The following is a 24,829-nucleotide window of genomic DNA, read 5'->3' on the forward strand; positions in this document are numbered from 1 at the left end:
CAAGGCTCACTCTGCGTCCAGGTGCATCGGCGTGATCACCCGCCCATCAGGCTCGGCTTGTCCCAGGCTGGTGTCGATGAAGTACACCCGGTCATCTTCAAGCTTGCCCTTGTCTACCAGATAGTCCTTGATGCTACTCGCCCGCTCCTGGCCCAGGGTACGAAGCAGCGCGGTGCTTTCGGCCCACGACTTGATCACCGCTTCGCGTAGTTTGGCGGTGCGTTGCTCGCGGCTCAGTTGTTCCCACTCCGCCGGTGGCTGCTGTTTGAGGCGGGTGCGATAGATGCCTTCGAGCATCGCCGGTTTGTCGCTGTCATCGACCTGGAGCATCGAGGGGTTGGCCGGGACCTTATCGCCACGGCGCTGCAGAATCTTGTACCAAGTAGCCTGGTACTCGCGCTCCAGGCGCTGCTGCGCAATCAAAGGGCCGTCGCTGCTCTGGGCGCTGGTGCCTTCGATTTCCAGGCGCAGCTCTGGGCGTTCCTTGAGTGCTGCTGCCAGCTTATTGAGTGCCGCCTGGGCTTCCCCACTAAGGTCGCTGGAACCAGGGGCGAATGCCACGGTGCCGAGGTCTTGCGAACTACCACCGCTGATCAGCCCACCGATGAACTTGAACGGTGCCTGCGCGGCGCGCAGTACTAGATTGCGCAGCGTCTGCCAGACGATTGGCATGACGCTGAACTGTGGGTTGTTCAAATCGCCCGTGACTGGCAATTCGATTGAGATACGCCCCTGGGTGTCCTTGAGCAGGGCGATCGCCAGTCTAATCGGCAGGTCCACGGCATCCGGGCTGTCGACCTTTTCGCCGAGTTGCAGTTGCTCGACCACCACCTTGTTCTCTGCCTTGAGTTGGCCGTTGGTGATCAGGTAGTGCAGGTCGAGGTTCAACCGACCTTTGCGAATCCGAAAACCCGCGAACTTTCCGGAGTAGGGGGTCAACGTGGTGAGCTCCACGCGTTTGAAGCTGGTGGCGATGTCCAGGCTGGCCAGCGGGTTGAACGGGTTGAGGGCGCCTTTGATGGTAACTGGGGCATAACGGTCGACTTTGCCTTTCACGTCGACCTTGGCCGGTGTCGGCTTACGGTTATCGATAGTGCCGATCTGGCCGTTGAGCTGTTGAATGGCAGTGGCGAAGTTCGGAGTCAGGGTCAGGTCGGCGAAGTTAGCAGAGCCGTCTTTAATGTCGATTTGGCCAATATGAATGCCGAGCGGTTTGCTGGCTGCAGCCTGGCTCGCCTTGGCGGGGCTGCTTGCAGCTGCGCCAGCCGGTTGCGGAATCAGCAGGTCGTCGACACTGGTGGTTCGGTCTTCGTTGATGATGAACCGCGCATACGGCTGCATCAAGGTCACCTTATCGATGGCCAGAGCATCACCGTGCACATACGACAGGCCATCGACGTTGACTTGCTGCCACTTGACGAAATCACGGCCTTTGATGGTATCGAGTGTGTGCAACTGGTTGATGTGTGCCTTGCCCGCGACGGTGAGGGCCAGCGGTTCGGTGCCCTTGAGGTCGACCTTCAGATCGCTGGCAAGCATGCCGCTGCGAAGTTCCAGGCGAATGTAGGGGCTGATGTAAGCCTGGGCAACGCGCAGGTCGATATCACGGGTACTGACATTCAATTTGGCCGTGACCGGCGCCAGGTTAACCTCACCGTCCGCCTGCAGCTTGCCTTGTTTACCCACGCCAGTATCGAGCTTGAGGGTAAAGGGTGACTGGTTGAGGCTGTCGTAGCCTTGCAGGTTGATGTTCAGCGGGCCGACATCCAGGGTCACAGGCTCCGGCTGGCTGCGGTCGGCCAGGTGTACCTGATAGTTGCGCAGTTGCACATCCTTGAGCAGCACCTGCCAGGGTTTGCTGGGCGCATTGGCGGCTTGTTGATCCTTGGCAGGTTCGGCAGCCGCAGGTTCCGCCTTCTGTTTGGGTGTGGCCTTCGCAGGCTGGCTGGCGAACAGTTTCTGCCAGTCAAGTTGACCGTCCTTCTCCAGCGCCGCCCAGGTTTCCAGTTTTTCACTGCGCACCTTGCCGACGGTGACCCGCTGTTTGGCCAGGTCGATGGAGGTCTCACTCACCTGCAGGTTGGCCAGGCGCACCAGGGGGCGACCATCGGGGGCCTTGATGGCGAATGGGGCGACTTTTACCGAGGTGTTGTCCAGCAACAGCTCGGTTTGCTTGGAGAGGTTGAGGGTGTAGTGGGTGTCGAGGTTGACCACGCCGTCTTCGAGCACTAGAGGCACGGCATCACGTACATAGGGCCAGAACAGTTTCATCTTGGCGTCGGTGACTTTCAGCGTGCCTTGCGAGGCAATCGGTGCCAGGCTGAGCGTGCCGCTCCAGTCGATGCGCCCGCCATTGGGGCTCAGCGCCACCAGCGTCATGTCGGCGTTGTCGTCCGGCAGGGTGCTGAGGTTCTTCAACTCAAGGTTCATGTCATCGTAGAGGAATTCGATTGGCTCGCTTGGGCGCTGGTCCTCGAAATGCAAATAGCCGCCAGTGAGCTTGATGCTGCCGATACGCAGGGGAAACGGGTCGCTGGGGGGCTCATCCGGCTTGGGCTGGCTGGGTGGTAATTTGAATAGCTGGGTCAGGTTCAGCGTACCGTCCTTGGCGAACAACACCTCGTTGCGAGGCTTGTCGAGCTCAATGGCTTGCAGGTGCAATGCGCCGGTCCACGCACTGTCGAGTGCCAGGTTGGCGTAGAGCCGTTCGAAGCCTACCTGCTCCTTGCCCGGCTCGCCCAGTTGCAGGCCCCACAGCGTCAGCTCGAGGCTGAAAGGGTTGAACTCCACACGTTGCAGGTGCGCAGGCACGGTGGCGTACTGGGCCAGTTGCTGGTTGGCCACACGCAAAGCGACCCCAGGAACCACAAGAAAGCCGAGCAGGCTATAGAGGCCGACCAGAGCCAGCAGGGCGCCAAGGGCGCGAGTCAATCCTTTGTACATGTGTCGCTTCGTCTGTCCAAGCAGGAGTGATTGGAGTATGGCACGTTAAAACGGTTCCGCTGCGGCGAGCCGATTTCCCCTCACTCGATGCCCATGCGTCGCCTGGCCCGGTGCGCCGAGCCGTCTTGCATGGCCCAGCGCAGGATCGGCGCCGTGCGCTGCAGGCCAAGGCGGACCATGCGCCGTTGCAGCGGCCCTTGTTGCAGGCCGAGCATGGCTTGGGCCCAGTCCGGTAGCAGATCGATGCCGGCCTGCAGCATCAGCTTGCCGACAGGCTCGGCGAGCCGGCTTGGAGCAGGCGCCTTGAGTAGAATCCCCACCACTTCAAGGCTGCGTGAACTGCATTGCAAAGAGGGGCGCATGCGTTGCAGGTAATCCTCAACCTGCTGACAGGAGCGTGGCACATCGCGCGCCCCCAGGCGTTCGGCGATCAGGGCGATCTCGGTGTAATAGGCATCCTGATCGGCACGTGAAAGGTGGGGGTCGCGGTAACGCAAGTGGGCAGCGAGAAAGCTGCTGACTTCGGCCACGTGTACCCAGGTCAGCAGATCTGGGTCGCTGGCAGCGTAGGGCGTGCCGTCAGGGGCGGTGCCGGTTACCTGCAAATGGATGGTGCGCACTTTGTCGAGCAGCCATTCGGCATCGCGGGTTGAGCCGAAGGTTGTCCCGGAAATGAATTGGCTGGTGCGGCGCAGGCGCCCGAGCAGGTCTTCGCGGAAGTTGGAATGGTCCCACACCCCGGCCAGCGCCAGCGGGTGCAACAGCTGCAGCATCAAGGCACCGATGCCGCCGACCAGCATGCTTGGGAAGTCGCCATGTACTTGCCAACTGATGCTGTGCGGGCCGAACAGGCCAGGGTCACCCTTGGGTGATTCGAGGTCGAGCTGGCCGAGGGCCAGCCCGGTAAGGCTCATGACCTGGGTTTCGATGCGGCGGCGTAGAGCTTCCATGGCGTCCTGTGTCGCAGGGCGGCCATGGCAGCTGGCGGCCCGCTATTGATTGAGGCGTTTATCGATCAGCTCTTGTACCACGCTCGGGTCGGCCAGGGTCGAGGTATCGCCGAGGGTGTCCAGTTCATTGCAAGCGATCTTGCGCAGTATACGCCGCATGATCTTACCCGACCGGGTCTTGGGCAAGGCCGGCGCCCACTGGATCAGCTCGGGCTTGGCGAAGCTGCCAATCTCCTTGCTGACCAACGCCAGCAGTTTCTCCTTGAGCGTATCGTCCGGTGTGATGCCGCTCATGGGGGTGACGAAAGCGTAAACACCTTGGCCCTTGAGGTCATGGGGGTACCCCACCACCGCGGCCTCGGCGACGCTGTCGTGCAGCACCAGTGCGCTTTCTACCTCGGCCGTGCCGATTCGGTGGCCGGATACGTTGATCACATCATCGATGCGGCCTGTGATCCAGTAGTCGCCGTCGGCATCCCGGCGCGCGCCATCGCCTGTGAAGTAGTAGCCAGGCATGGGCTTGAAGTAGGTGTCGACCATGCGCTGGTGGTCGCCATAGACGCTGCGGATCTGCCCCGGCCAGCTGGCCTTGATCACCAGCAGGCCGGCGCCTGGGCCTTCTATAGGCTTGCCCTGTTCGTCCAGCAGCGCCGGTTGTACCCCGAACATCGGTTGGGTGGCGCATCCGGGCTTGAGTGTGCGATCGCCCGGCAGAGGGGTAAGCATGATCCCGCCGGTTTCGGTCTGCCACCAAGTGTCGACGATGGGGCAGCGCTTTTGCCCGACCGCTTCGAAATACCACTCCCAGGCTTCCGGGTTGATGGGTTCGCCAACACTGCCAAGCAGGCGCAGGCTTTGGCGAGAGGTGCCTTGCAACGGGGCTGAGCCCTCACGCATCAGGGCGCGCAGAGCGGTAGGCGCGGTGTAGAAGATGTTGACCTGGTGCTTGTCCACCACCTGCCAGAAGCGCGAGGTGTCCGGGTAGTTGGGTACGCCTTCGAACATCAGCGAAATTGCACCATTGGCCAGGGGGCCATAGACGATGTAACTGTGGCCGGTGACCCAGCCGACGTCCGCGGTGCACCAGAACACCTCGCCATCGCGGTAGTCGAACACCACCTTGAAGGTCATGGTCGCCTGCAGCAGGTAGCCGGCGGTGGTGTGCAGCACGCCCTTGGGCTTGCCGGTGCTGCCGGAGGTGTACAGGATGAACAGTGGGTCTTCGGCCTGCATTGGCTCTGGCGGGCAGTCGTCGCCGGCGTGCTCGGTGGCTTCGTGATACCAGAGGTCGCGGCCCTCGCTCCAGGCTACACCGGCCCCAGTGCGGCGCACCACGAAGACACTGTCGACCGCTGGGCAGCTGGTCAGCGCCTTGTCGACGTTGTGCTTGAGCGGGATGCGTTTACCACCACGAACACCTTCATCGGCGGTGATCACGGTGTGGCAATCGGCATCGAGAATTCGATCACGCAGCGCGTCGGGCGAGAATCCGCCGAACACCACCGAATGGATTGCGCCAATGCGGGTGCAGGCCAGCATGGCATAGGCGGCTTCAGGGATCATCGGCATGTAAATGCAAACCCGGTCGCCTTTGTTCACCCCGCGTGCCTTGAGGGCGTTGGCCAAGCGGCAGACCTGACGGTGCAGTTCGCGATAGGTGACAGCTTTCGAGTCCTTGGGGTCGTCACCCTCCCACAACAGGGCAGTCTGCTCGCCGCGCTGAGCCAGATGGCGGTCGATACAGTTATGGCTGACGTTCAACTGGCCGCCGTCGAACCAGCGGGCGCTGCCGGTGTTCAGGTCGCATTGCTGCACCGTCGACCAGGGTTTGACCCAGTCCAGACGCTTGGCCTGTTCTGCCCAAAATGTGTCGGGGTCATCGACCGATTGACGGTACAGGCGCTGATATTCGTCGGGGGTGAGGCTTACCGATTGGCTGACTGCCAGGGCGTGGGGATATTGCTTGATATCGAACATGGCGGGTGGTCCTGCTCTTGTCGGAGGGACTGCAACGGCTATTCGATGGATAGTGTAGCTGGAGGTGGTGTTCACCCTGTGCCGGCCCTCTCGCAGGGTTACCCGCGAAAGGGTCGAAACAGGCTGTCGGTCAACCGCGATGACGGCCGCGGAAGTAGTTGATCAGGCCCTGGGTGGAGCCATCTTCGGCGCTGTCTTCCAGGCTGCCGACCAGGCGCTGGTACACACCCTTGCCCAGCTCTTTGCCCAGCTCGACGCCCCACTGATCGAAGGCGTTGATACCCCAGACCACGCTCTGTACGAACACCTTGTGCTCGTACATCGCCACCAACGCACCCAAGCGGCGCGGGCTGATGCGCTCGACCACCAGTGTATTGCTTGGGCGGTTGCCCGGAATCACCTTGTGCGGAGCGAGTTTTTCGATGTCGGCCTCGCTCATGCCCTTCTGGCGCAGCTCCGTCTCGGCTTCTTCGCGGGTCTTGCCCAGCATCAGCGCCTGGCTCTGCGATAGGCAGTTGGCGTACAGCCATTGATGGTGGTCGGCCACCGGGTTGAAGCTGACCACTGGCACGATGAAGTCGGCGGGGATCAACTGGGTGCCTTGATGCAACAGCTGGTGGTAGGCGTGCTGACCGTTACAGCCCACACCGCCCCAGATCACTGGGCCGGTCTCGGTTTTCACCGGGGTGCCGTCCTGCAGCACGCTCTTGCCGTTGGACTCCATGTCCAGCTGTTGCAGGTGCTTGGTAATGTTGCGCAGGTAGTGGTCGTACGGCAGGATCGCGTGGCTGCTGGCGCCCCAGAAGTTGCCATACCAGACGCCCAGCAAGGCCAGCAGTACCGGCATGTTCTTCTCGAACGGGGCGGTCTGGAAGTGCTGGTCCATGGTGTAGGCACCGGACAGCAGCTCCTTGAAGTTGGCGGTGCCAATGGCTAGCGCAATCGGCAAGCCGATGGCCGACCACAGCGAATAGCGCCCACCGACCCAGTCCCACATCGGGAAGATGTTTTCTTCGCGGATACCGAAGGCTACGGCCGCGGCCTTGTTGCTGGATACGGCGATGAAGTGGCGATACAGCTCGGCTTCCGAGCCGCCCTGGGCCAGGTACCAAGTACGTGCGGCAATGGCATTTTTCAGAGTCTCGAGGGTGTTGAACGACTTCGACGAGACGATGAACAGGGTGGTCTCAGCACGCAGGTTGGCCGACAGCTCATGGAACTCACTGCCGTCGATATTGGCCAGGTAGTGGCAGCGCACGCCACGTTGAGCGTAGGGCAGCAGGGCTTCGGAAACCAGCTCAGGGCCTAGGAAGGAACCGCCGATGCCAATGTTGACCACATCTGTGATCGGTTTTTCGCTGTAGCCACGCCACAGGCCGTCATGGATGCGGCCGACCAGTTCAGTGATCTGGTTGAGCACCTTGTGCACTTCCGGCATCACGTTGACGCCGTTGACGCTGAGCTTGTCGCCTACCGGGCGGCGCAGTGCGGTATGCAGCACCGGGCGGCCTTCGGAGGCATTGATGATCTCGCCGCTGAACATCGATTTGATTGCATCCTGCAAACCGACCTGCTCTGCCAACGCTACCAGCAGCGTGCGGGTTTCGTCGGTGATCAGGTTTTTCGAATAGTCCAGAAACAGGCCGCAGGAGCTCAGCGAGAAGTCATCAAAACGTTTTGCATCGGCGGCGAAGGCTTCGCGCATGCTGAAGCCTTGCATGGCTTGGCGGTGTTTCTGCAGGGCCTGCCAGGCAGGCAGGGCCGTCACATCGTGGGGTGTACGGTAATACGCCATTGCACGGAATTCCTTGATGCGTGGTGAGCCTTGGACAGGGCACTCATTGCCGGGTTCAGACTGGCCATCATTATAGGCAAAGGGCGCGTGCAGGGAATGGGGAGGCGGGGGTTTTTAGGGGGGCCATGGGCGGCACGGCACCCCCTGACCGTTATGCGGTTTTTTCGTCCAGATGCAGGTAGAGATTGTCGATCAGCCGGGTGTTGCCTAAATAAGCAGCTACCAGAATGACGAGGTCGCGGTCGCCAAAAGTGGCCGGGCGCAGATTGACTGCGTGGCGCACCTCCAAGTAGTCCGGGCGCAGCCCGGCGGCGATAAGGTCGGCCTTGCCTTGCTCGATCAGTGCGTCGAAATCTACCTGGCCGCGACCAAGCGCATCGGCGATCTGCCTCAGGGTGCGATACACGACCGGCGCCGTGGTCCGCTGTTCAGGGGTGAGGTAACCGTTGCGCGAAGACAGCGCCAAGCCGTCTTCGGCGCGAACGGTGGGCTCGCCAATGATCTGGATCGGCATGTTCAGGTCGCGCACCATGGCGCGGATCACCGCCAGTTGCTGGTAGTCCTTTTCGCCGAACACGGCCAGGTCTGGCTGGACCATGTTGAACAGCTTGCTGACCACGGTCGCCACGCCTTCGAAGTGGCCTGGCCGGCTGGCGCCGCAAAGGCCTTCGGAGAGCTGAGGTACGCTGACGCGGGTTTGCACGGCCATGCCGTCAGGGTACATCTCTTGTACCGTGGGCGCGAACAGCAGGTGGCAGCCGGCATCGAGCAGGCGCTGCTGGTCGGCAGCCAGGGTGCGGGGGTACTTGTCCAAGTCTTCGTTGGCGCCGAACTGCAATGGGTTGACGAAGATGCTGGCCACGACGAAATCGGCACGTTGAACTGCCTTGGTCACCAGCGCAGCGTGGCCGCTGTGCAAGTTGCCCATGGTCGGCACGAAGGCGATGCGCTTGCCTTCGCCGCGGGCGCGAGCGACGGCTGCGCGCAGTTCGCGGACGGTCTTGACTGTGTTCATGCGCTGAATCCGTGCTCGGCTGCAGGGAAGGTGACACCCTTGACCGCGGTGACGTAGGCACTGAGGGCGCTGTGGATGTCTGGCTGACCTTGCATGAAGTTCCTCACGAACTTGGGCACCCGGCCGCTCAAGGACAGGCCAAGCATGTCGTGCAGGACCAGTACCTGGCCGTCGGTGGCGCTACCTGCGCCAATGCCGATGACCGGAATGCTCACTGCCTGAGTGATTTCTGCTGCCAGCTCACTGGGCACGCATTCAAGCAGCAGCATTGCCGCGCCTGCCTGTTCCAGTGCGATGGCGTCGGCGCGCATTTGCCGCGCTTGCGCTTCCTGGCGGCCCTGCACCTTGTAACCGCCCAGTACGTTGACAGTCTGTGGGGTCAGGCCCATGTGCGCGCATACCGGCACACCGCGTTCGGCCAGCAGGCGGATGGTATCGGCCAGCCAGGCAGCGCCTTCTAGTTTGATCATATGAGCGCCGGCCTGCATCAGTTTGGCGCAGTTGGCAAAAGCCTGCTCTGGTGTCGCGTGGGCCATGAACGGCAGATCGGCGAGGATCAGCGCGCCATCGTTGCCGCGTTTGACGCAGGCTGTGTGGTAGGCCATTTCTTCGGTGGTGACGGGCAGGGTGCTGTCATGGCCCTGCAAGACCATGCCCAGAGAGTCGCCTACCAGCAACACATCGACGCCGGCCTGGCTGCAGGCCTTGGCGAAGGTTGCATCGTAGCAGGTCAGCATGGTGATCTTTTCACCCTTGGCCTTCAGGCCGTGGAGGGTCGTCAGGGTTACTTCAGGCATGTAGGTAAATCCTCGTTCAGGCGCTGTGAAAAACGACTGCATACAACGCGTGTAGTCATCTTCCGGAGCGGCACATCATCGGGTGTGATGTTCGGGCACAGGTCCGTCCGGGCCTAAATACGGGTATGTGGCATCGGGGTGCCACACGGGACGCCTATAGTCGTGAGCGAGGTGGGGGAAGTCAATCACCCTGTTACCGCATTGTTACTAACGGGGTGTTACTGGCGTTACCGCGCTTTGCCTAATGTCTCAAACGCCCGGTTTACAGGCGTTCCAGGCCGACGAACGGGCAGGCTTCGAGCAGTTGGGCGAGGGTACGGCCATCGGCCAGGCAGAAGTCGCTCGCCACCAGCTCGGCCAAGGGGTACAGCACGAAAGGGCGGGCATGCATGTGGTAATGCGGCACCTTGAGGCGGGGTACGTCGATGACCTGGTCACCGTACAGCAGGATATCCAGGTCCAGCGTGCGTGGGCCCCAGCGCTCTTTGCGCACGCGGCCCTGATCGTTTTCGATGACTTGCAGAGCATCGAGCAAAGCCAGTGGCGCCAGCGTGGTGTCCAGTGCCGCGACGGCGTTGGTGTAGCGCGGTTGGCCGGGCAGCAGTGAGTCGCTGGTATACAGGGCCGATGCCGCTACCAGCCCAGTGCCGTCAATCTTGTCCAGCGCTTGGAGGGCGCTGCGCAGTTGCTCGGCCGGGGCGTCCAGGTTACTGCCCAGGCCGATGAAGGCGCGGGTGGTCACTCGAAGGCCTCGTCACCACCGCTGCGCTTGCGCTTGCCGCCACTGCGCTTGCGTTTGCGAGCCGTGCCCGCGCCGCCTTCGTCACGGCTGCCCAGCTCGCGGATCATCTCGCGCCGCTCACTGTCGTTGGCCTCCTGGTAATCCGTCCACCACTGGCCGAGGTCATCGGTTTGCTCGCCAGCGCTTTCGCGCAGCAGCAGGAAGTCGTAGCCGGCGCGGAAGCGCGGGTTATCCAGCAGTAGGTCTGCACGCTTACCACTGCGACGGGGCAAGCGCTCCTGCATGTCCCAGATTTCACGAATCGGCAGGGTGAAGCGCTTGGGTATGGCAATGCGCGCACATTGCTCGGCGATCAGGTCATGGGCCGCACCGTTCATGGCTGGAATGGGCGGTACGCCCTGGCTCTGCAGGTGCAGCACACGGCTTGGCAAGGCAGGCCAGAGCAGAGCCGCGAACAGGAAGGCAGGGGTGACCGGCTTGCCTTGTTTGACCCGCAGGTCGGTGTTGCTCAATGCCTGGCTGATCAGGGTGTGGGTATAGGTCGGACGCTCGTCCAAGGCGTGAGCACTGGCTGGGAACAGCGGCTCGAACAACTCGAGGTCGACCAGCATTTCGAAGGCCATTGCCCCTTGCCCCGAAAGGAACAGCTTCAGGCATTCCTCGAACAGGCGTGCAGGCGGTATCTCGCGCAACATAGGCGCCAGTTTGCGGATCGGCTGGAACGTGTGCTTCTCGATGCCGAAATCCAGCTTGGCGGCGAACCGCACAGCACGCAGCATGCGTACCGGGTCTTCCTGGTAGCGGTGAGTCGGGTCGCCAATCAGACGCAGCAGGCGGTTACGCACATCATGAACGCCGTTGGCGTAGTCCAGGATGCGCTCGCTGACCGGGTCGTAGTAAAGGGCATTGATAGTGAAGTCGCGGCGCTGCGCATCTTCTTCCAAGGTGCCGTATACGTTGTCACGCAGTATGCGACCACTGGCGTTGTGCGACGAACGGTGGCTGTCACCCTGGTCGTCTTCGGAGTGATGGGCACGGAAGGTGGCGACTTCGATGATCTCACGGCCGAAATGCACGTGGACCAGCTTGAAGCGCCGGCCGATGATGCGCGCGTTACGGAACTCGGCACGGACCTGTTCGGGGGTGGCACTGGTGGCGACGTCGAAGTCCTTGGGCGTGATGCCCAGCATCAGGTCGCGGACGCAGCCACCAACCAGGTAGGCCTGGTAGCCCGCACTTTGCAGGCGCTCGACGATGTTCACCGCATGCCGGCTGAACTGGTGGCGCTGCAGCGAATGTTGGCTTTTGTTGATCACCTCAGGCGTAGTGCGCCTGTGGTGCTGGCCCGGTACGGGAGGGCGGAACGACTGGAACAGCTTCTTCAGCATGGGATGCACTGTTTGAAGGAATGTTCGGCCAACAATAGGAGAATGGCCGCATGATGGGCGGGGATTCTAGCATTTACTCGGGGAATGGTGTAGGCGGTCGCAGGAAGCCCTGCGCAAGGAGGGAGAAACGACAAGGGGAGCCTAAGCTCCCCAAGAAGTCGTTGCGTGCTCTTATTATTTTTCGACTGGGCTTCTTGTTTTTGTTGAGTGCCCTGCCCACAAATCTCGAAGCTTGTGGACGACCCCCAATCCAGGGGTTAAGAGCAAACGGATTGCTTTGGCCGCTGATGTCACGTTGACCTTTCGATCCAACCAGTTCAGGCGCTGCTTTTAAGTGCAGTTTTTGTTGTTCTCTGCCTGGTCGTGGGGCAAGCCCCAAACACGCATCCTCTCCAAAAGAATCAGTTAGCTGCGCCTCCGCCGTCTTGTTTTTATTGTGCGTGAGCCGTTTCGTCTTGTTCTTATTCTGAGTTGCTATGCTTGTTATTGTTCTTGTACCAGACATATAGCAGGTGCCGTGCCAACTTTTGCAAACCCAATGAAATCAAGGGGTTGGAAGGATTCTTGGCTTTTTCAACGGCAGGAAATGTAGAAATTTCGTTACCGTACGCCTCGGGAACTGTTACGTCGGAAAGGTTGGGTAACAGATTTATGTGGGGGTGGGGGTTACGAGAGGGCTTGCGTGACATTTCTAGCGGTTGTGAAATCGAGCGCCGCGCGGGCGGCGCGCGATCTCACAGGCGCAGGGGCTTGAGCCCCGCTCAGTTATCGCTGGTTGCGTTGCTCTTGCGCCGCGGGATGCCCAGGCGCTGGCGCCGTTCCCACAGGCATTTGCGGCTGACACCCAGCTTGCGTGCCAACTCGGTTTCGGTCATGTGGTCCTGGTGCTCGAGCACGAAGTGCTGGAAGTAATCCTCCAGCGACAAATCCTCGGTGGGCTCATGGCTTGCGCTGCTGGCACTGGCTGCGGCCAGGGCGTTGTCGAGAATGTCGTCTTCTTCCAGGTCGCTCAGCTCGATATCGATGCCCAGCATGTCTGCGGAAATTTCCGCGCTCTCGCTGAGGATAACTGCGCGCTCCACGGCGTTTTCCAATTCGCGCACGTTACCCGGCCAGCTGTAGTGACGAATGGCTTGCTCGGCTTCGGCGGAAAAATGCAGGTCGTCCCGACCGATGCGCGCACTCTGGCGTGCAAGGAAAGCGTTGGCAATTTCGTTGACGTCACTGCCGCGCTCGCGCAGCGCCGGCAACTTCAGCGCAATCACGTGAAGGCGGTAATAAAGGTCTTCACGGAACTGCCCGGCCTTGGCCAGGTTTTTAAGGTCACGGTGGGTCGCGGCAATCAGGCGCACGTCGACTTTCTGCGACTGAACCGAGCCGACCCTGCGGATCTCGCCTTCCTGCAGCACGCGCAGCAGGCGAGCCTGGGCTTCGAGCGGCAACTCACCGATTTCGTCGAGGAACAGGGTGCCACCGTCGGCCGCCTCTACCAAGCCTGCGCGGCCAGCACTGGCACCGGTGAATGCGCCTTTTTCGTGGCCGAACAGTTCTGACTCGATCAAGGTTTCTGGAATCGCCGCGCAATTCACCGAAATCATCGGCGCCTTGGCGCGCCGCGAAAGGTTGTGCAGGGCACGGGCCACCAGCTCTTTACCGGTGCCCGACTCACCCTGGATCAGCACATTGGAGTCGGTGGGCGCCACCTTGCGGATCTTGCTGTACAGATCCTGCATTGGCGGGCACGACCCGATGATGCCGATCTCACCATTGGCGGCGGCAGGTTTGTCCGCTGCTGCAGCCTTGCCGTTGGCCCGCGGCTCGGCTGCCGGTGCTTGCGCCGCCGTTGGGGCGCTCTGCCGGTCACGCAGGATGCGTGCGACGGCCTGAAGCATTTCATCATGGTCGAAAGGCTTGGCGATATAGTCCACCGCGCCCATCTTCATCGAGTCTACCGCCGAGCGCAGGCTGGCGTAGCTGGTCATGATCAGCACCGGCGTGCCCTGACCGAGTTTGATCAGCTCGGTGCCAGGGGCGCCAGGCAGGCGCAGGTCGCTGACGATCAGGTCGAAGGTGGCGATGCTGAAGCGTTCCTGGGCTTCCTGCACCGAGCCGGCTTCGCTGACCTGGTACTGGTTGCGTTCGAGCAGCCGACGCAGGGCCGAGCGGATGATGGTTTCGTCTTCGACGATCAGAATATGCGGCATTGATTCAATTCTCTCGACGGTCTCGAATTTCAGGGGACGTCGCTACGACATGCCGGGGCAGGGTCACGCGTATCCGGGTGCCACGTTGCCGTTCGATGTCGGCCGGGCTGTCGATGGTGATTTGCCCATAATGCTCTTCCACGATGGAATAGACCAGAGCGAGCCCAAGTCCGGTTCCCTCGCCTGGGTCCTTGGTGGTGAAGAACGGTTCGAACAGGCGGTCCATGATGCTCTTGGGTATCCCGCTGCCTTCGTCCTCGACGATCAGGTCGACGGTGTGTTCGCAGACGGCGCTGCGTACCCGCACGGCGCTGCCCGGCGGCGAGGCGTCGCGGGCGTTGGAAAGCAGGTTGATCAGCACCTGCGCCAGGCGTTGCGGGTCGCCTTCGGCCCAGTGGTCTGGGTCACAGAGGTTGAAGAACTGTACTTCGAAATTGCGCCGGTTCAATGCCAGCAGACCAATGGCGTCTTGCGCCACTTCGGCCAGGCATACGGGTTCTTCGCTGTTCTGATGGCTACCACCTGCGTGAGCGAAGCTCATCAGCGACTGGACGATGCGCGAGACACGTTTGGTCTGCTCGAGGATCTGGCTGGACAGCTCGATGATCTCGCCATCGCCTTCGCGTTCTTCACGCAGGTTCTGCGCCAGGCAGGCGATGCCGGTGATCGGGTTGCCGATTTCGTGGGCCACCCCAGCAGCCAGCCGGCCGATGCTGGCCAGGCGCTCGGAATGCACCAGCTTGTCTTCCAGGGCTTGAGTCTCGGTAAGGTCTTCGACCAGCAGCACCAGGCCGCTGTTGCCCGGTGCCAGCGGCTCGTCGATGGCCGCCTTGTGCAGGTTCAACCAGCGCGGCTGGCCATCGAGTGCCAGGCGCTGCTTGTGCAGGTGCTCGTCGGGAACGTTGATGAAGCCTTGCAGCAGGCCGCGCCACGGCTCGCCGATGGTCATCAGGCGTGAGCCGACCACATGCTTGGCGGCGATGCCGGTCAGCTCTTCCATGGCCTTGTTCCACATCAGGATCTCCTGATCCTTGGCCAGCGAGCAGACGCCCATGGGCAGTTCCTGCAAGGTCTGACGGTGGTAGCGGCGCAGGGCATCGAGTTCGGCCGCCAGGCCGGTGAGGCGCGAGTGGTAGTCTTCCAGGCGGCTTTCGATGAAGTGGATGTCTTCGGTGACGTAGTTTTCGTTACCAGATTTGTAAGGCAGGAAGGTCTCGACCATGTCCTGGGCAACGCTCGGCCCCATCAGGCCCGAGAGGTTGGCTTCGATACGGTCGCGCAGGCGGCGCAAGGCATAGGGGCGACGCTCGTCGAATGGCAGGTAAAGGTCACGTAGGGCCTGCTCGACTTCCTTCTGCGCAGCCTTGGCGCCCAGCGGCTTGGCCAGCTGGGTGGCGAATTCCTGGGGTGAGGCAGCATGCAGTTCGCGGCGCTGTGGGCGGCGTACATTGTCCACTGCGCAGGCTTCGGCGGCACTGACTTCCTCGCTGCTGGCGTTGGTGAAAAGCGAAATCAGCGTGAACAACAAGACGTTGGCCGCCAGCGAGGCGATGGCCGCCATGTGCCAGCTGGTGTCGTCGAGCACATAGATCATGTCCAGTGACGGAATGTAGAACCCTTGCAGGTTGCCCAGCAGCGGCAGCAGCATGGTCGCCATCCACACGAAGGTCCCGGCCAGCAGGCCTGCGATGAAGCCGCGGCGGTTGGCGGTCGGCCAGTACAGTACCGACAGCACGCCAGGCAGGAACTGCAAAGTAGCGACGAATGCCACGATACCCAGGTTGGCCAGGCTCTGGTGGTTGCTCTGAGTCAGGTAGAAAACGAACCCTGCGGTGATGATCGCCACGATCAGCGCGCGGCGCGTCCATTTCAGCCAGCGATAGATGTTGCCTTCGGCCGGTGGCTGGTACAGCGGCAGCACCAGGTGGTTCAGGGCCATGCCCGAGAGGGCGAGGGTGGTGACTATGATCAGCCCGCTGGCCGATGCCAGCCCGCCTACGTAGGCGAGCAAAGCCAACGCCTGGTTGTTAGCGGCGATGCCCAGGCCCAGGGTGAAATACTCGGGGTTGGTGCTGGCGCCCAGGCGCAGGCCTGCCCACAGCACCAGTGGCACTGCCAGGCTCATCAGCAGCAGGAACAACGGCAGGCCCCAGCTGGCGCTGACCAGCGAACGTGGATTGAGGTTTTCGGTGAAGGCCATGTGGTACATGTGCGGCATGACGATGGCCGAGGCAAAAAACACCAGCAGCAAGGTGCGCCAGGGGCCTTCCTGCAATGGGGTGTGCAGCGCCGCCAGGGCCGTCTGGTTCTGCAGCAGCCACACTTCCAACTGATGGGGGCCCCCGAACACTCCATAAAGCGCATACAGGCCGACGCCGCCCAGGGCCAGCAACTTGATCACCGACTCGAAGGCGATGGCGAACACCAGGCCTTCGTGTTTCTCGCGGGTGGCGATGTGGCGCGAGCCGAAGAAGATGGTGAACAGAACAATCAGTACGCAGAAGGCAAAGGCAACCCGTGCTTTGACGGGTTCCCCCGTGAGGATGCTGATCGAATCGGCCACCGCCTGGATCTGCAGGGCCAGCAGAGGTAGCACGCCTATCAGCATGATGATCGTGGTCAGCGCGCCAGCCCAGGTGCTGCGAAAGCGAAATGCCAACAGGTCAGCCAGCGACGACAATTGGTAGGTGCGGGTGATCTTGAGGATCGGATACAGCAGCACCGGCGCCAGCAGGAAGGCGCCCGATACCCCCAGGTAGCAGGCGAGGAAGCCGTAGCCATACTGATAGGCCAAGCCTACCGAGCCATAGAAGGCCCAGGCACTGGCGTAGACCCCCAGCGAAAGCGTGTAGGTCAGCGGGTGGCGTATGATCGACCGCGGGATCAGCCCACGCTCGCTGATCCAGGCCACGCCGAACAGCACCATCAGGTACGCGGCGCTGATCAGGATCATCTGGGTCAGGCTAAAGCTCATCGGCATCTCGTTGGCTCTGCAGAATGAAGGTGACGACGATCAGGATCAGCCAGAGCAGGTAGGGGCGGTACCAGGCACCGGTCGGTTCGATCCACCAGTCCATGATGGCCGGTGAGAACAGATAGATCCCCACGACCAGAAGCAGGACCAAACGATAGATGTACATGCTGGCCTCGATGGTTGGGCGCTGCGGGGTTGGCGTTATTATTGGCGCAATTGGCTGGGGGGATGCTAGCGGGAATCCATGGCATTGGCCAAGAGTTTGAATTCGTTCGACTTTTGATTTCGAGAATGTGTGACCTGGGCGCCCCCTTCAACGGTGAACCCGCTCTGAGGGGGTAACTCGCACCTCACAACTGTGCAAGCCCTGCAACAGAGGGTTCACCCGCGAAGGGGGCGCATCCGTCTCAATGCAAGTCAGCCTCTGGCACCGTGGCCTTTCGGGCAATTGCCTCTGGCCTCCACTGCTGACGCGCTACCGCCAGCACTTCGGCGGGCGTTGCCAGCAGCAAGTCAGGGGTGGTGTCCTGGCCCAGGGCCCGCAGTGCGCGTAACAGCAATGGCGTCGCATGCTCGGCCTGCAAGGGCGGTGAACGGTACGACTTGCCCAGCTTGTGCCCGTCGGGTTGAACGATCAGGGGAATGTGCAGGTAGCGCGGTTGGGAAAAGCCCAAAAGCTCCTGCAGGTAAAGCTGCCGTGGGGTATTGTCGAGCAGGTCGGCGCCGCGCACGATATCGGTGACGCCTTGCCAGGCATCGTCCAACACCACTGCCAGTTGATAGGCATACAGCCCATCGCGCCGCTGGATCACGAAATCGCCCACCTCCCGCCCCAAATGCTGCTGGAATTCACCCTGCACGCGGTCAGTGAAGCGGTAGAGCAGTTCAGGCACCCGCAGCCGGATCGCCGCCCCTTCGCGGGCATGCCCTGCGTTGCGGCAAAAGCCCGGGTAGATGCCGTCGTAGCCTTCGAGCTGCTTGCGTGAACAGGTACAGGCGTAAGCCAGGCCCATGTTGAACAGGCGCTCTACCACTGCCGCATAAGCCTCGTGGCGTTGGCTCTGGTAAACCACCTCGCCGTCCCAGTGCAGGCCGTAGCGCTCCAGGGTCTGCAGGATGGCATCGCGGGCGCCGGGCATTTCGCGCGGCGGGTCGGTGTCTTCCATGCGCAACAGCCAGCGGCCATCCACCGCACGTGCATCCAGCCAGGAGGCGAGGGCGGCGACCAGCGAGCCGAAGTGCAGAAACCCGCTTGGGGTAGGGGCGAAGCGGCCGATGTATCGGGAGTCTTTCATGGTATTGCCGGGCATATAAATGAAACGGGGCGCAATAAGCGCCCCGTTTGGGTGGTTTGACGATCAGCCTTTGCCGACAGTCTTTTCCTTTTTCTCGGAAATTTCCTTGCAGTCGAAGCACAGGTCGGCAGTAGGGCGGGCTTCAAGGCGGCGCAGGCCGATCTCGATACCGCAGGAGTCACACCAGCCGTACTCTTCGTCCTGAATCTTCTGCAACGTCTTGTCGATCTTCTTGATGAGCTTGCGCTCGCGATCGCGGTTGCGCAGCTCCAGGGCAAACTCTTCTTCCTGGCTGGCCCGGTCGGCCGGGTCCGGGAAGTTCGCAGCTTCGTCCTTCATGTGGTCTACAGTGCGGTCGACACTCTGCATGAGCTCGCCTTTCCAAGCGTTGAGAAGCTTGGTGAAGTGCTTCTTCATGGGCTCACCCATGTACTCCTCGCCCTTGGTCTCTTTATAGGGCTCGACACCGTACATGGTCTGACCGGTTTTTTGCTTTTCTACGGTGGACATGAATAGACCGCCTCTCACTCATCTGATCCAATGCGCAGGCTGCTCCATCTCCGGCACCCGCCGGCCCTGCGACTGCGAGCCGCCGAACTTACCAGATAGATCGGGGGTGCGCTACCCCGGCCCGATCCTAGGTGTTGACAGCGGCACGCGCCGCACGTTCGCTGCCGTGCACAGGTAGAATCAACAGTTTAGCCCCATTTGAGAGAAGGTCATGGCCCACCCTTACAGTGCGCGCAGCCGCGCCATCGAACCCTTCCACGTCATGGCTTTGCTGGCGCGTGCCAACGAGCTGCAAGCGGCCGGGCATGATGTGATCCACTTGGAAATCGGCGAGCCGGATTTCACCACCGCTGCACCGATCGTCGCCGCCGGCCAGGCCGCGCTGGCTGCCGGGCACACTCGCTACACTGCCGCTCGTGGGTTGCCGGCGCTGCGTGAGGCGATCGCCGATTTTTATGGCCAGCGTTACGGCCTGGGTATCGACCCCGAGCGAATTCTGGTCACGCCGGGTGGTTCGGGCGCGTTGCTGCTGGCCAGCAGTCTGCTGGTAGATCCGGGCAAGCACTGGCTGTTGGCCGACCCTGGATACCCGTGCAACCGCCATTTTCTGCGCCTGGTCGAAGGCGGGGCGCAGTTGGTGCCAGTGGGGCCGGAGGTCAATTACCAGCTCACAGCCGACCTGGTCGGACGCTACTGGGACAAGGACAGCGTCGGTGCCTTGGTCGCCTCGCCGGCCAACCCGACTGGCACGGTGCTTGGGCGCGATGAACTGGCTAGCCTGGCCAAGGCAACCCATGAGCGTCATGGCCATTTGGTAGTGGACGAGATCTACCACGGCCTGACCTACGGCATGGATGCGCCGAGCGTACTGGAAGTGGACGACTCGGCGTTCGTTCTCAATAGTTTTTCCAAGTATTTCGGCATGACCGGGTGGCGGCTTGGCTGGCTGGTAGCGCCGCCCGGTGCTGTTGCCGACCTGGAAAAGCTGGCACAAAACCTCTACATCAGTGCCCCGAGCATGGCTCAGCATGCTGCGCTGGCGTGTTTCCAGCCACAAACGTTGGCGATTTTCGAGGAACGCCGGGCTGAATTCGCTCGTCGACGCGACTATCTGTTGCCTGCGTTACGTGAATTGGGCTTTCGCATCGCTGTGGAACCGCAGGGGGCGTTCTACCTGTATGCCGATATCAGCGCCTTCGGCGGTGACGCGTTCGCGTTCTGTCAGCACTTTTTGGAAACCGAACACCTGGCCTTCACGCCGGGCCTGGACTTTGGCCGCCACTTGGCCGGGCACCATGTACGCTTTGCCTACACCCAGAGCCTGCCGCGCCTGGAGCAGGCGGTGGAGCGCATCGCCCGTGGCCTGCGCAGCTGGCAGGGCTAACGGTGCTTTTTCCAAAACTGGAACAAGGGCGCCTGCTGCGCCGCTACAAACGCTTTCTGGCGGACATCGAGTTGGCCAATGGTGAGCAGCTCACCATTCACTGCCCGAACACCGGCTCCATGCTCAACTGCATGCGCGAGGGTGGGCAGGTATGGTTCAGCCGCTCTAATGACCCCAAGCGCAAGCTGCCAGGCACCTGGGAGATCAGCGAAACGCCGCAGGGGCGCCTGGCCTGTATCAATACCGGGCGGGCCAATGCGTTGGTCGAGGAGGCCCTGCGAGCAGGCGTGATTGAGGAGCTTGCCGGTTTCACCGGGCTCAAACGTGAGGTCGCTTATGGTGAAGAACGCAGCCGGGTGGATTTTCGCCTTGAGTTCCCTGCCGGGCCTGCTTATGTCGAGGTCAAAAGCGTAACCCTTGGTTACCCGGACACGGCCGTAGCGGCATTTCCGGATGCCGTGACCCAGCGTGGTGCCAAGCATCTGCGCGAATTGGCGGCCCTGGCCCGTCAAGGCGTTCGGGCCGTGCAGCTGTATTGCGTGAACCTTACCGGTATCGAGGCCGTGCGTCCTGCCGAGGAAATCGACTTTGCCTATGCCCAGGCCCTGCGGGCTGCAGTAGCGGACGGTGTGCACGTGTTGGCCTACGCTGTTCGTCTGGACCGCGAACAAATTGTCATCGACCGCGCTCTGCCGGTGCTGCTCAATTCTTGAGCCAGATGCCCTGGCTGTCTTCATGGCAGCCTAGGGCTTGCAGCACCTCGCCTTCACAGGGGCCTGCCACGCATTCGCCATTTTCCACAAGAAACAGCGCGCCATGATGGGCGCAGCGGATCAGGCTGGCGCTCTCATCCACGAAAGCATCGGGTGCCCAGTTCAGCGGGATGCCGCGATGCGGGCAGCGGTTACGGTACAGGTAAACCTGGCCGTGACGGCGCACGCCCAACAGGTCGATGCCGTCTACGCTGAAAGCGCGGCTGTGGGCCTCGGGCAGGGCTGCGGAAGGACAAAGAAAGTGCATTGCACAAAGGCTCGTGAAACAAAGTGATGGCTTGACGCGCCAATGCGAATAATTATCAAATTCCACTCATTGGCTGCGCCAGCTGTCTATGGTGCGCAGTTCTGCCGCCCGCTACAAGGCCTGCGGCCCGCCTTCAGAAGGAAACCAACGATGCGCCGTCCCGCTGCTTTGCTCGCCCTGTGTGCAGCTTTATTCACTTCTCTCCAGGCTGTGGCCACCGATGTGCCGCAACGCTGGGTGAGTGCTGGCGGTGCGCTGAGTGAGTGGATCTGCGAGCTGGGCGGTGAGTCACGTCTTGTGGGGGTGGATACCACCAGCCAGCACCCCGAGTCGCTCAAGGCGCTGCCCAGCATAGGTTATCAGCGGCAGTTGTCAGCCGAAGGCATTCTCAGCTTGCGCCCGGATGTGCTGGTGGGCACCGACGAGATGGGGCCGCCGCCGGTACTCACGCAGTTGCGTAATGCCGGTGTGCGGGTGGAGCTGTTCACAAGCCAGGCTGAGCTGGCTGCGGTGGATCAGAACCTCACGCACTTGGGCGCGCTGTTGGGCACCGAGCAGAAGGCCGCGCAGCTGTCGGCCAGCTATCGCCAGCAAATGCAGGCGCTGGAGCTGCACGTGGCGCAGGCCAAGCAGCAACGCAAGGCACCGGGCGTGCTGCTGCTGATCGGCCATGCCGGCGCCAAGCCGCTGGTTGCCGGGCAGGGCACGGCAGGGGATTGGGTGCTGCGCCAGGCAGGTGCGCGTAACCTCGCAGAGCACCAGGGCTACAAGAATTTTTCCAGCGAGGCATTGGCGGCGCTCGACCCGGATGTCGTGGTGTTTTCCGACCGCGCGCTGGCCGGCGAGCAGGCGTTGCAGGCCTTGCTGAAGGAGAATCCCGGGTTGGCGGCTTCGCGCGCCGTGCATGAACAGCGCCTGGTGTCGTTCGACCCGACTTTGTTGGTGGGTGGCCTGGGCCCGCGTTTGCCAGGGGCCTTGCAGGCACTGGCCGCGGCGTTCTATCCGGCAAGCAACGCTAAATGAAACAACGGATTGCACCGCGAACACTTTTCACTTGCCTGACATTGCTGTGCCTGCTGGCGGTGTGGTTGTCACTGGCACTAGGGCCGGTCAGCCTGCCATTGGGCGACACCGCCCGCGCCGGTCTGCGTCTGCTGGGCTTGCCCATCGCAGGCGACGGGGTGCAACAGGCCGAGATGATTGTTGGGCAGATTCGCCTTCCGCGTACCTTACTGGGCTTGGCAGTGGGCGCGGTACTGGCGTTATCTGGGGTGGCCATGCAGGGGCTGTTTCGAAACCCTCTGGCCGACCCGGGCCTGGTCGGTGTTGCCTCTGGGGCGGCTATGGGCGCAGCGCTGGCCATCGTCGGTGGCAGCTGGCTGGGTGGTTTGCCAGAGGTAATTGCGCCTTATCTCTTGTCGTTGTGCGCTTTCATCGGTGGGTTAGGCGTGACTGCCCTGGTTTATCGGCTAGGCCGACGTGATGGCCAGACCCATGTTGCCACCATGCTGCTGGCCGGTGTGGCCATGACAGCGCTGGGCGGCGCCGCCGTGGGCCTGCTGTCTTATCTGGCCGATGATGCAACCCTGCGGACCCTGACATTCTGGAACCTGGGCAGCCTCAATGGCGCCAGCTACGCGCGGCTTTGGCCACTGTTGCTGATCGCTGTGGGCGTGGCCGTCTGGCTACCGCGCCGGGCCAAAGCGTTGAATGCCTTGTTGTTGGGCGAATCGGAGGCGCGGCACCTGGGGGTCGACGTGGAGCGCCTCAAGCGCGAACTGGTGTTCTGTACCGCATTGGGGGTGGGCGCTGGCGTGGCTGCAGCCGGATTGATCGGTTTTATCGGCCTGGTGGTTCCCCACCTGGTGCGCCTGCTGGCTGGGCCCGACCATCGGGTCGTGCTACCCGCGTCATTGCTGGCCGGCGGCATACTCATGCTGTTCGCCGACCTTGCCGCGCGGCTGTTGCTGGCGCCTGCCGAGTTGCCAATCGGTATCGTCACGGCCTTTATTGGTGCGCCGTTCTTTCTGATGCTGTTGATAAGAGGGCGCAGTTGATGCTGCAAGTTCAAGGGCTGCATCTGCGCCGTGGCAGCAATGACGTGCTCCATGACATAGATTTACAACTGAGCCCCGGACAGGTGACGGGCGTTCTTGGCCCCAATGGGGCTGGCAAGAGCAGCTTGCTCGGGGTCTTGTGTGGCGAGTTGGTGCCGCAGCGTGGGCAAGTAACCCTGCAAGGTCGCCCTTTGGCTGACTGGCCAGGGCAGGCGCGTGCCAGGTGCCTGGCAGTACTACCGCAGGCCTCGAGCCTGGGTTTTTCTTTCAAGGTCGAGGAAGTTGTGGCCATGGGCCGCATGCCGCATGACAGCGGGCAACTGCGAGATGCCGAGATCATCGAACATGCGCTGCAGGCAGCGGATGCCGGGCATTTGGTGGGGCGCAGTTACCTGGCGCTGTCGGGCGGCGAACGGCAACGGGTGCATCTGGCAAGAGTGCTGGCCCAGCTTTGGCCGGGGAAGGCGGGCGCTACGTTGCTACTCGATGAGCCCACATCGATGCTCGACCCGCTGCATCAGCACACCACCCTGGAGGCCGTGCGCCGGTTCGCCGATTCCGGCGCCGCTGTGCTGGTGATCCTGCATGACTTGAACCTGGCGGCGCGATACTGTGATCGCATCATGCTGCTGCAAGAGGGTCGTAGCCACGCCCTGGCGGCGCCGCAGGCGGTTCTGACGCCGTCGCTGCTCAAAGCCGTGTTTGGTATCGACGTGCTGGTGCAGCCCCATCCTGAACGGGGGCACCCATTGATCATTACCCGCTAGGAGGCAATCCCCGTGGGCTATCCACTGCTGTGCGCTTCAGTACTTTTTCTGAGCTTGGTGCTGGCGGGCTGCCAGGCCAGTTTGCCGCCGTTACCCGCCTGGCATGGCAGCGAGGGCCTTGATAGCCCTGAACTGGGGCAAATACACGACGTGGCCAGCGGGCAGGTGATCAGCCCTGAGCAGCTCATAGAAGGCTTGGCCGATGCGCCACGCGTACTGGTCGGGGAGAAGCACGACAGCCCCGATCATCATGCATTGCAATTATGGTTGTTGCGCGCGCTGCAGCAACATCGGGCCCAGGGCAGCCTGCTGCTGGAAATGCTGCAACCTGAGCAGCAAAGCAAGGCCGATGCACTCGCCGGGCTTGCGCAACTCCCCCAGGACCTGCCCACAGCACTGGCTTGGGATAAAGGCTGGGACTGGCAGCTTTACGGCCCCATCGTCCGAGAAGCGTTGCAACACCAGGTGCCGCTGTTGGCGGCCAACCTTTCACCTGCGCAACTGCGCGAGGCCTATCGCAACCCGGTGCGCTTGACGGGCACTCTATCCACCGCTCCATCGGTCAGGGCGGCCCTGCGCGAACACGTCAAGCAGGGGCACTGCGGCCTGTTGCCCGATAGCCAGCTCCCGGCGATGCTGGCGGTGCAGCAACAGCGCGATCGGCGTATTGCCGAACGGCTGCTGGCGGCGCCGCAGCCTGCATTGTTGCTCGCCGGTGCCTACCATGCGCGCAAGGACCTGGGGGTACCGTTGCATCTCGCCGATCTGGGCGCAAAAGGTGAGAGCAAGGTGCTGCTGCTGGCCGAGGTCGGGGAGCAGGTCGAGCCGGCAATGGCCGATTACGTCTGGTACACCGCGGCGATGCCAGAGCAGGATTACTGCGCCCGGTTCAAATAGATACGCCAGCGGGCCCTGAATCGCAGGCAAAAAAAGACCCGGCAAAGTGCCGGGTCAATAACCGTGATTAGCCTGATGAGGAGATAATCTGAGAGTCCGAACCAAGGCCTCTTA

20 protein-coding genes are annotated in these 24,829 nt (G+C 62.0%); 6 read left to right on the forward strand and 14 right to left on the reverse strand.

The genetic code is table 11. From position 1 onward, the window contains the following. Positions 1–6 precede the first annotated feature (6 nt). The 13 genes from HU725_RS03390 to dksA form a co-directional block, all read right to left on the reverse strand. Entirely contained in the window at positions 7–2,943 is a 2,937-nt protein-coding gene (locus tag HU725_RS03390) for a DUF748 domain-containing protein (protein WP_186478849.1), read from the reverse strand. A gap of 80 nt (positions 2,944–3,023) precedes the next feature. Beyond that, positions 3,024–3,893 carry an oxygenase MpaB family protein gene (locus HU725_RS03395; RefSeq protein WP_186478848.1) on the reverse strand — a complete coding sequence of 290 codons (870 nt, stop codon included), beginning with the start codon at positions 3,891–3,893 and terminating at the stop codon, positions 3,024–3,026. Between the two features lie 42 nt (positions 3,894–3,935). Next, the gene (gene acs, locus HU725_RS03400) at positions 3,936–5,870 is read right to left on the reverse strand and encodes an acetate--CoA ligase (protein WP_186478847.1); all 1,935 of its coding nucleotides are present in this window, start codon (positions 5,868–5,870) and stop codon (positions 3,936–3,938) included. A 130-nt stretch (positions 5,871–6,000) separates the two neighbouring features. Then, on the reverse strand, positions 6,001–7,665 hold the full coding sequence (gene pgi, locus HU725_RS03405) for a glucose-6-phosphate isomerase (RefSeq protein ID WP_186478846.1): 1,665 nt from the start codon (positions 7,663–7,665) through the stop codon (positions 6,001–6,003). A gap of 151 nt (positions 7,666–7,816) precedes the next feature. Beyond that, positions 7,817–8,680 (reverse strand): pantoate--beta-alanine ligase, encoded by an 864-nt coding sequence (gene panC / locus HU725_RS03410; protein ID WP_186478845.1) that lies wholly within the window; start codon positions 8,678–8,680, stop codon positions 7,817–7,819. Next, entirely contained in the window at positions 8,677–9,477 is an 801-nt protein-coding gene (gene panB, locus HU725_RS03415; RefSeq protein ID WP_186478844.1) for a 3-methyl-2-oxobutanoate hydroxymethyltransferase, read from the reverse strand. The genes panC and panB overlap by 4 nt, the downstream gene beginning before the upstream one ends. 262 nt (positions 9,478–9,739) lie before the next feature. Next, positions 9,740–10,219 (reverse strand): 2-amino-4-hydroxy-6-hydroxymethyldihydropteridine diphosphokinase, encoded by a 480-nt coding sequence (folK, locus tag HU725_RS03420; RefSeq protein WP_186478843.1) that lies wholly within the window; start codon positions 10,217–10,219, stop codon positions 9,740–9,742. Continuing rightward, a complete protein-coding gene (locus HU725_RS03425; protein ID WP_060478624.1) occupies positions 10,216–11,607 on the reverse strand; it encodes a polynucleotide adenylyltransferase PcnB in 1,392 nt (463 codons plus the stop codon). Before HU725_RS03425 ends, folK begins: the two co-directional genes overlap by 4 nt. A gap of 761 nt (positions 11,608–12,368) precedes the next feature. Further along, on the reverse strand, positions 12,369–13,811 hold the full coding sequence (locus HU725_RS03430) for a sigma-54-dependent transcriptional regulator (protein WP_060478623.1): 1,443 nt from the start codon (positions 13,809–13,811) through the stop codon (positions 12,369–12,371). A 4-nt stretch (positions 13,812–13,815) separates the two neighbouring features. Beyond that, positions 13,816–16,791, reverse strand: a complete 2,976-nt coding sequence (locus HU725_RS03435; RefSeq protein ID WP_186478842.1) for a sensor histidine kinase — start codon at positions 16,789–16,791, stop codon at positions 13,816–13,818. After that, the gene (locus HU725_RS03440; RefSeq protein ID WP_003250005.1) at positions 16,775–16,951 is read right to left on the reverse strand and encodes a hypothetical protein; all 177 of its coding nucleotides are present in this window, start codon (positions 16,949–16,951) and stop codon (positions 16,775–16,777) included. Before HU725_RS03440 ends, HU725_RS03435 begins: the two co-directional genes overlap by 17 nt. Before the next feature lie 241 nt (positions 16,952–17,192). Continuing rightward, positions 17,193–18,080: a tRNA glutamyl-Q(34) synthetase GluQRS gene (gluQRS, locus tag HU725_RS03445; RefSeq protein ID WP_186478841.1), complete on the reverse strand. Its 888-nt coding sequence runs from the start codon at positions 18,078–18,080 to the stop codon at positions 17,193–17,195. A 63-nt stretch (positions 18,081–18,143) separates the two neighbouring features. Continuing rightward, a complete protein-coding gene (dksA, locus tag HU725_RS03450) occupies positions 18,144–18,590 on the reverse strand; it encodes an RNA polymerase-binding protein DksA (RefSeq protein ID WP_060478620.1) in 447 nt (148 codons plus the stop codon). A 211-nt stretch (positions 18,591–18,801) separates the two neighbouring features. Here dksA and HU725_RS03455 point away from each other — a divergent pair, with 211 nt between their 5' ends. Both HU725_RS03455 and sfsA read left to right on the forward strand, forming a co-directional pair. After that, positions 18,802–19,974, forward strand: a complete 1,173-nt coding sequence (locus HU725_RS03455) for a pyridoxal phosphate-dependent aminotransferase (protein ID WP_060478619.1) — start codon at positions 18,802–18,804, stop codon at positions 19,972–19,974. 2 nt (positions 19,975–19,976) lie between these two features. Next, a complete protein-coding gene (gene sfsA / locus HU725_RS03460; protein WP_186478840.1) occupies positions 19,977–20,687 on the forward strand; it encodes a DNA/RNA nuclease SfsA in 711 nt (236 codons plus the stop codon). Here sfsA and HU725_RS03465 read toward each other — a convergent pair. After that, complete coding sequence (locus tag HU725_RS03465; RefSeq protein WP_060478617.1) at positions 20,677–20,994, reverse strand: Rieske (2Fe-2S) protein; 318 nt, start codon at positions 20,992–20,994, stop codon at positions 20,677–20,679. The two genes, sfsA and HU725_RS03465, sit on opposite strands and share 11 nt — an antisense overlap. A gap of 150 nt (positions 20,995–21,144) precedes the next feature. Between HU725_RS03465 and HU725_RS03470 the strand changes: the two genes are divergently transcribed. From HU725_RS03470 to HU725_RS03485, 4 genes are read left to right on the forward strand one after another with little or no spacing between them, the layout of a single operon-like run. Then, positions 21,145–22,017 (forward strand): heme/hemin ABC transporter substrate-binding protein, encoded by an 873-nt coding sequence (locus tag HU725_RS03470; protein ID WP_186478839.1) that lies wholly within the window; start codon positions 21,145–21,147, stop codon positions 22,015–22,017. Positions 22,018–22,067: 50 nt separating this feature from the next. Beyond that, positions 22,068–23,051: a FecCD family ABC transporter permease gene (locus HU725_RS03475; protein WP_186478875.1), complete on the forward strand. Its 984-nt coding sequence runs from the start codon at positions 22,068–22,070 to the stop codon at positions 23,049–23,051. After that, positions 23,051–23,818 carry a heme ABC transporter ATP-binding protein gene (locus HU725_RS03480; RefSeq protein ID WP_060478614.1) on the forward strand — a complete coding sequence of 256 codons (768 nt, stop codon included), beginning with the start codon at positions 23,051–23,053 and terminating at the stop codon, positions 23,816–23,818. The genes HU725_RS03475 and HU725_RS03480 overlap by 1 nt, the downstream gene beginning before the upstream one ends. Positions 23,819–23,830: 12 nt before the next feature. Beyond that, a complete protein-coding gene (locus HU725_RS03485; protein ID WP_186478838.1) occupies positions 23,831–24,715 on the forward strand; it encodes a ChaN family lipoprotein in 885 nt (294 codons plus the stop codon). The last annotated feature ends 114 nt before the right edge of the window (positions 24,716–24,829 follow it).

It is taken from the genome of Pseudomonas promysalinigenes, from assembly GCF_014269025.2.
In the GTDB taxonomy this organism is placed as follows: Bacteria; Pseudomonadota; Gammaproteobacteria; order Pseudomonadales; family Pseudomonadaceae; genus Aquipseudomonas; species Aquipseudomonas promysalinigenes.

Coding starts and splice junctions, on each gene's coding strand:
- panB (WP_186478844.1), bottom strand. CDS start 9,477: ATGCCTGAAGTAACCCTGACGACCCTCCACGGCCTGAAGGCCAAGGGT.
- dksA (WP_060478620.1), bottom strand. CDS start 18,590: ATGTCCACCGTAGAAAAGCAAAAAACCGGTCAGACCATGTACGGTGTC.
- pgi (WP_186478846.1), bottom strand. CDS start 7,665: ATGGCGTATTACCGTACACCCCACGATGTGACGGCCCTGCCTGCCTGG.
- HU725_RS03390 (WP_186478849.1), bottom strand. CDS start 2,943: ATGTACAAAGGATTGACTCGCGCCCTTGGCGCCCTGCTGGCTCTGGTC.
- HU725_RS03480 (WP_060478614.1), top strand. CDS start 23,051: ATGCTGCAAGTTCAAGGGCTGCATCTGCGCCGTGGCAGCAATGACGTG.
- HU725_RS03395 (WP_186478848.1), bottom strand. CDS start 3,893: ATGGAAGCTCTACGCCGCCGCATCGAAACCCAGGTCATGAGCCTTACC.
- HU725_RS03440 (WP_003250005.1), bottom strand. CDS start 16,951: ATGTACATCTATCGTTTGGTCCTGCTTCTGGTCGTGGGGATCTATCTG.
- acs (WP_186478847.1), bottom strand. CDS start 5,870: ATGTTCGATATCAAGCAATATCCCCACGCCCTGGCAGTCAGCCAATCG.
- panC (WP_186478845.1), bottom strand. CDS start 8,680: ATGAACACAGTCAAGACCGTCCGCGAACTGCGCGCAGCCGTCGCTCGC.
- HU725_RS03455 (WP_060478619.1), top strand. CDS start 18,802: ATGGCCCACCCTTACAGTGCGCGCAGCCGCGCCATCGAACCCTTCCAC.
- HU725_RS03425 (WP_060478624.1), bottom strand. CDS start 11,607: ATGCTGAAGAAGCTGTTCCAGTCGTTCCGCCCTCCCGTACCGGGCCAG.
- HU725_RS03435 (WP_186478842.1), bottom strand. CDS start 16,791: ATGCCGATGAGCTTTAGCCTGACCCAGATGATCCTGATCAGCGCCGCG.
- HU725_RS03470 (WP_186478839.1), top strand. CDS start 21,145: ATGCGCCGTCCCGCTGCTTTGCTCGCCCTGTGTGCAGCTTTATTCACT.
- gluQRS (WP_186478841.1), bottom strand. CDS start 18,080: ATGAAAGACTCCCGATACATCGGCCGCTTCGCCCCTACCCCAAGCGGG.
- HU725_RS03430 (WP_060478623.1), bottom strand. CDS start 13,811: ATGCCGCATATTCTGATCGTCGAAGACGAAACCATCATCCGCTCGGCC.
- HU725_RS03465 (WP_060478617.1), bottom strand. CDS start 20,994: ATGCACTTTCTTTGTCCTTCCGCAGCCCTGCCCGAGGCCCACAGCCGC.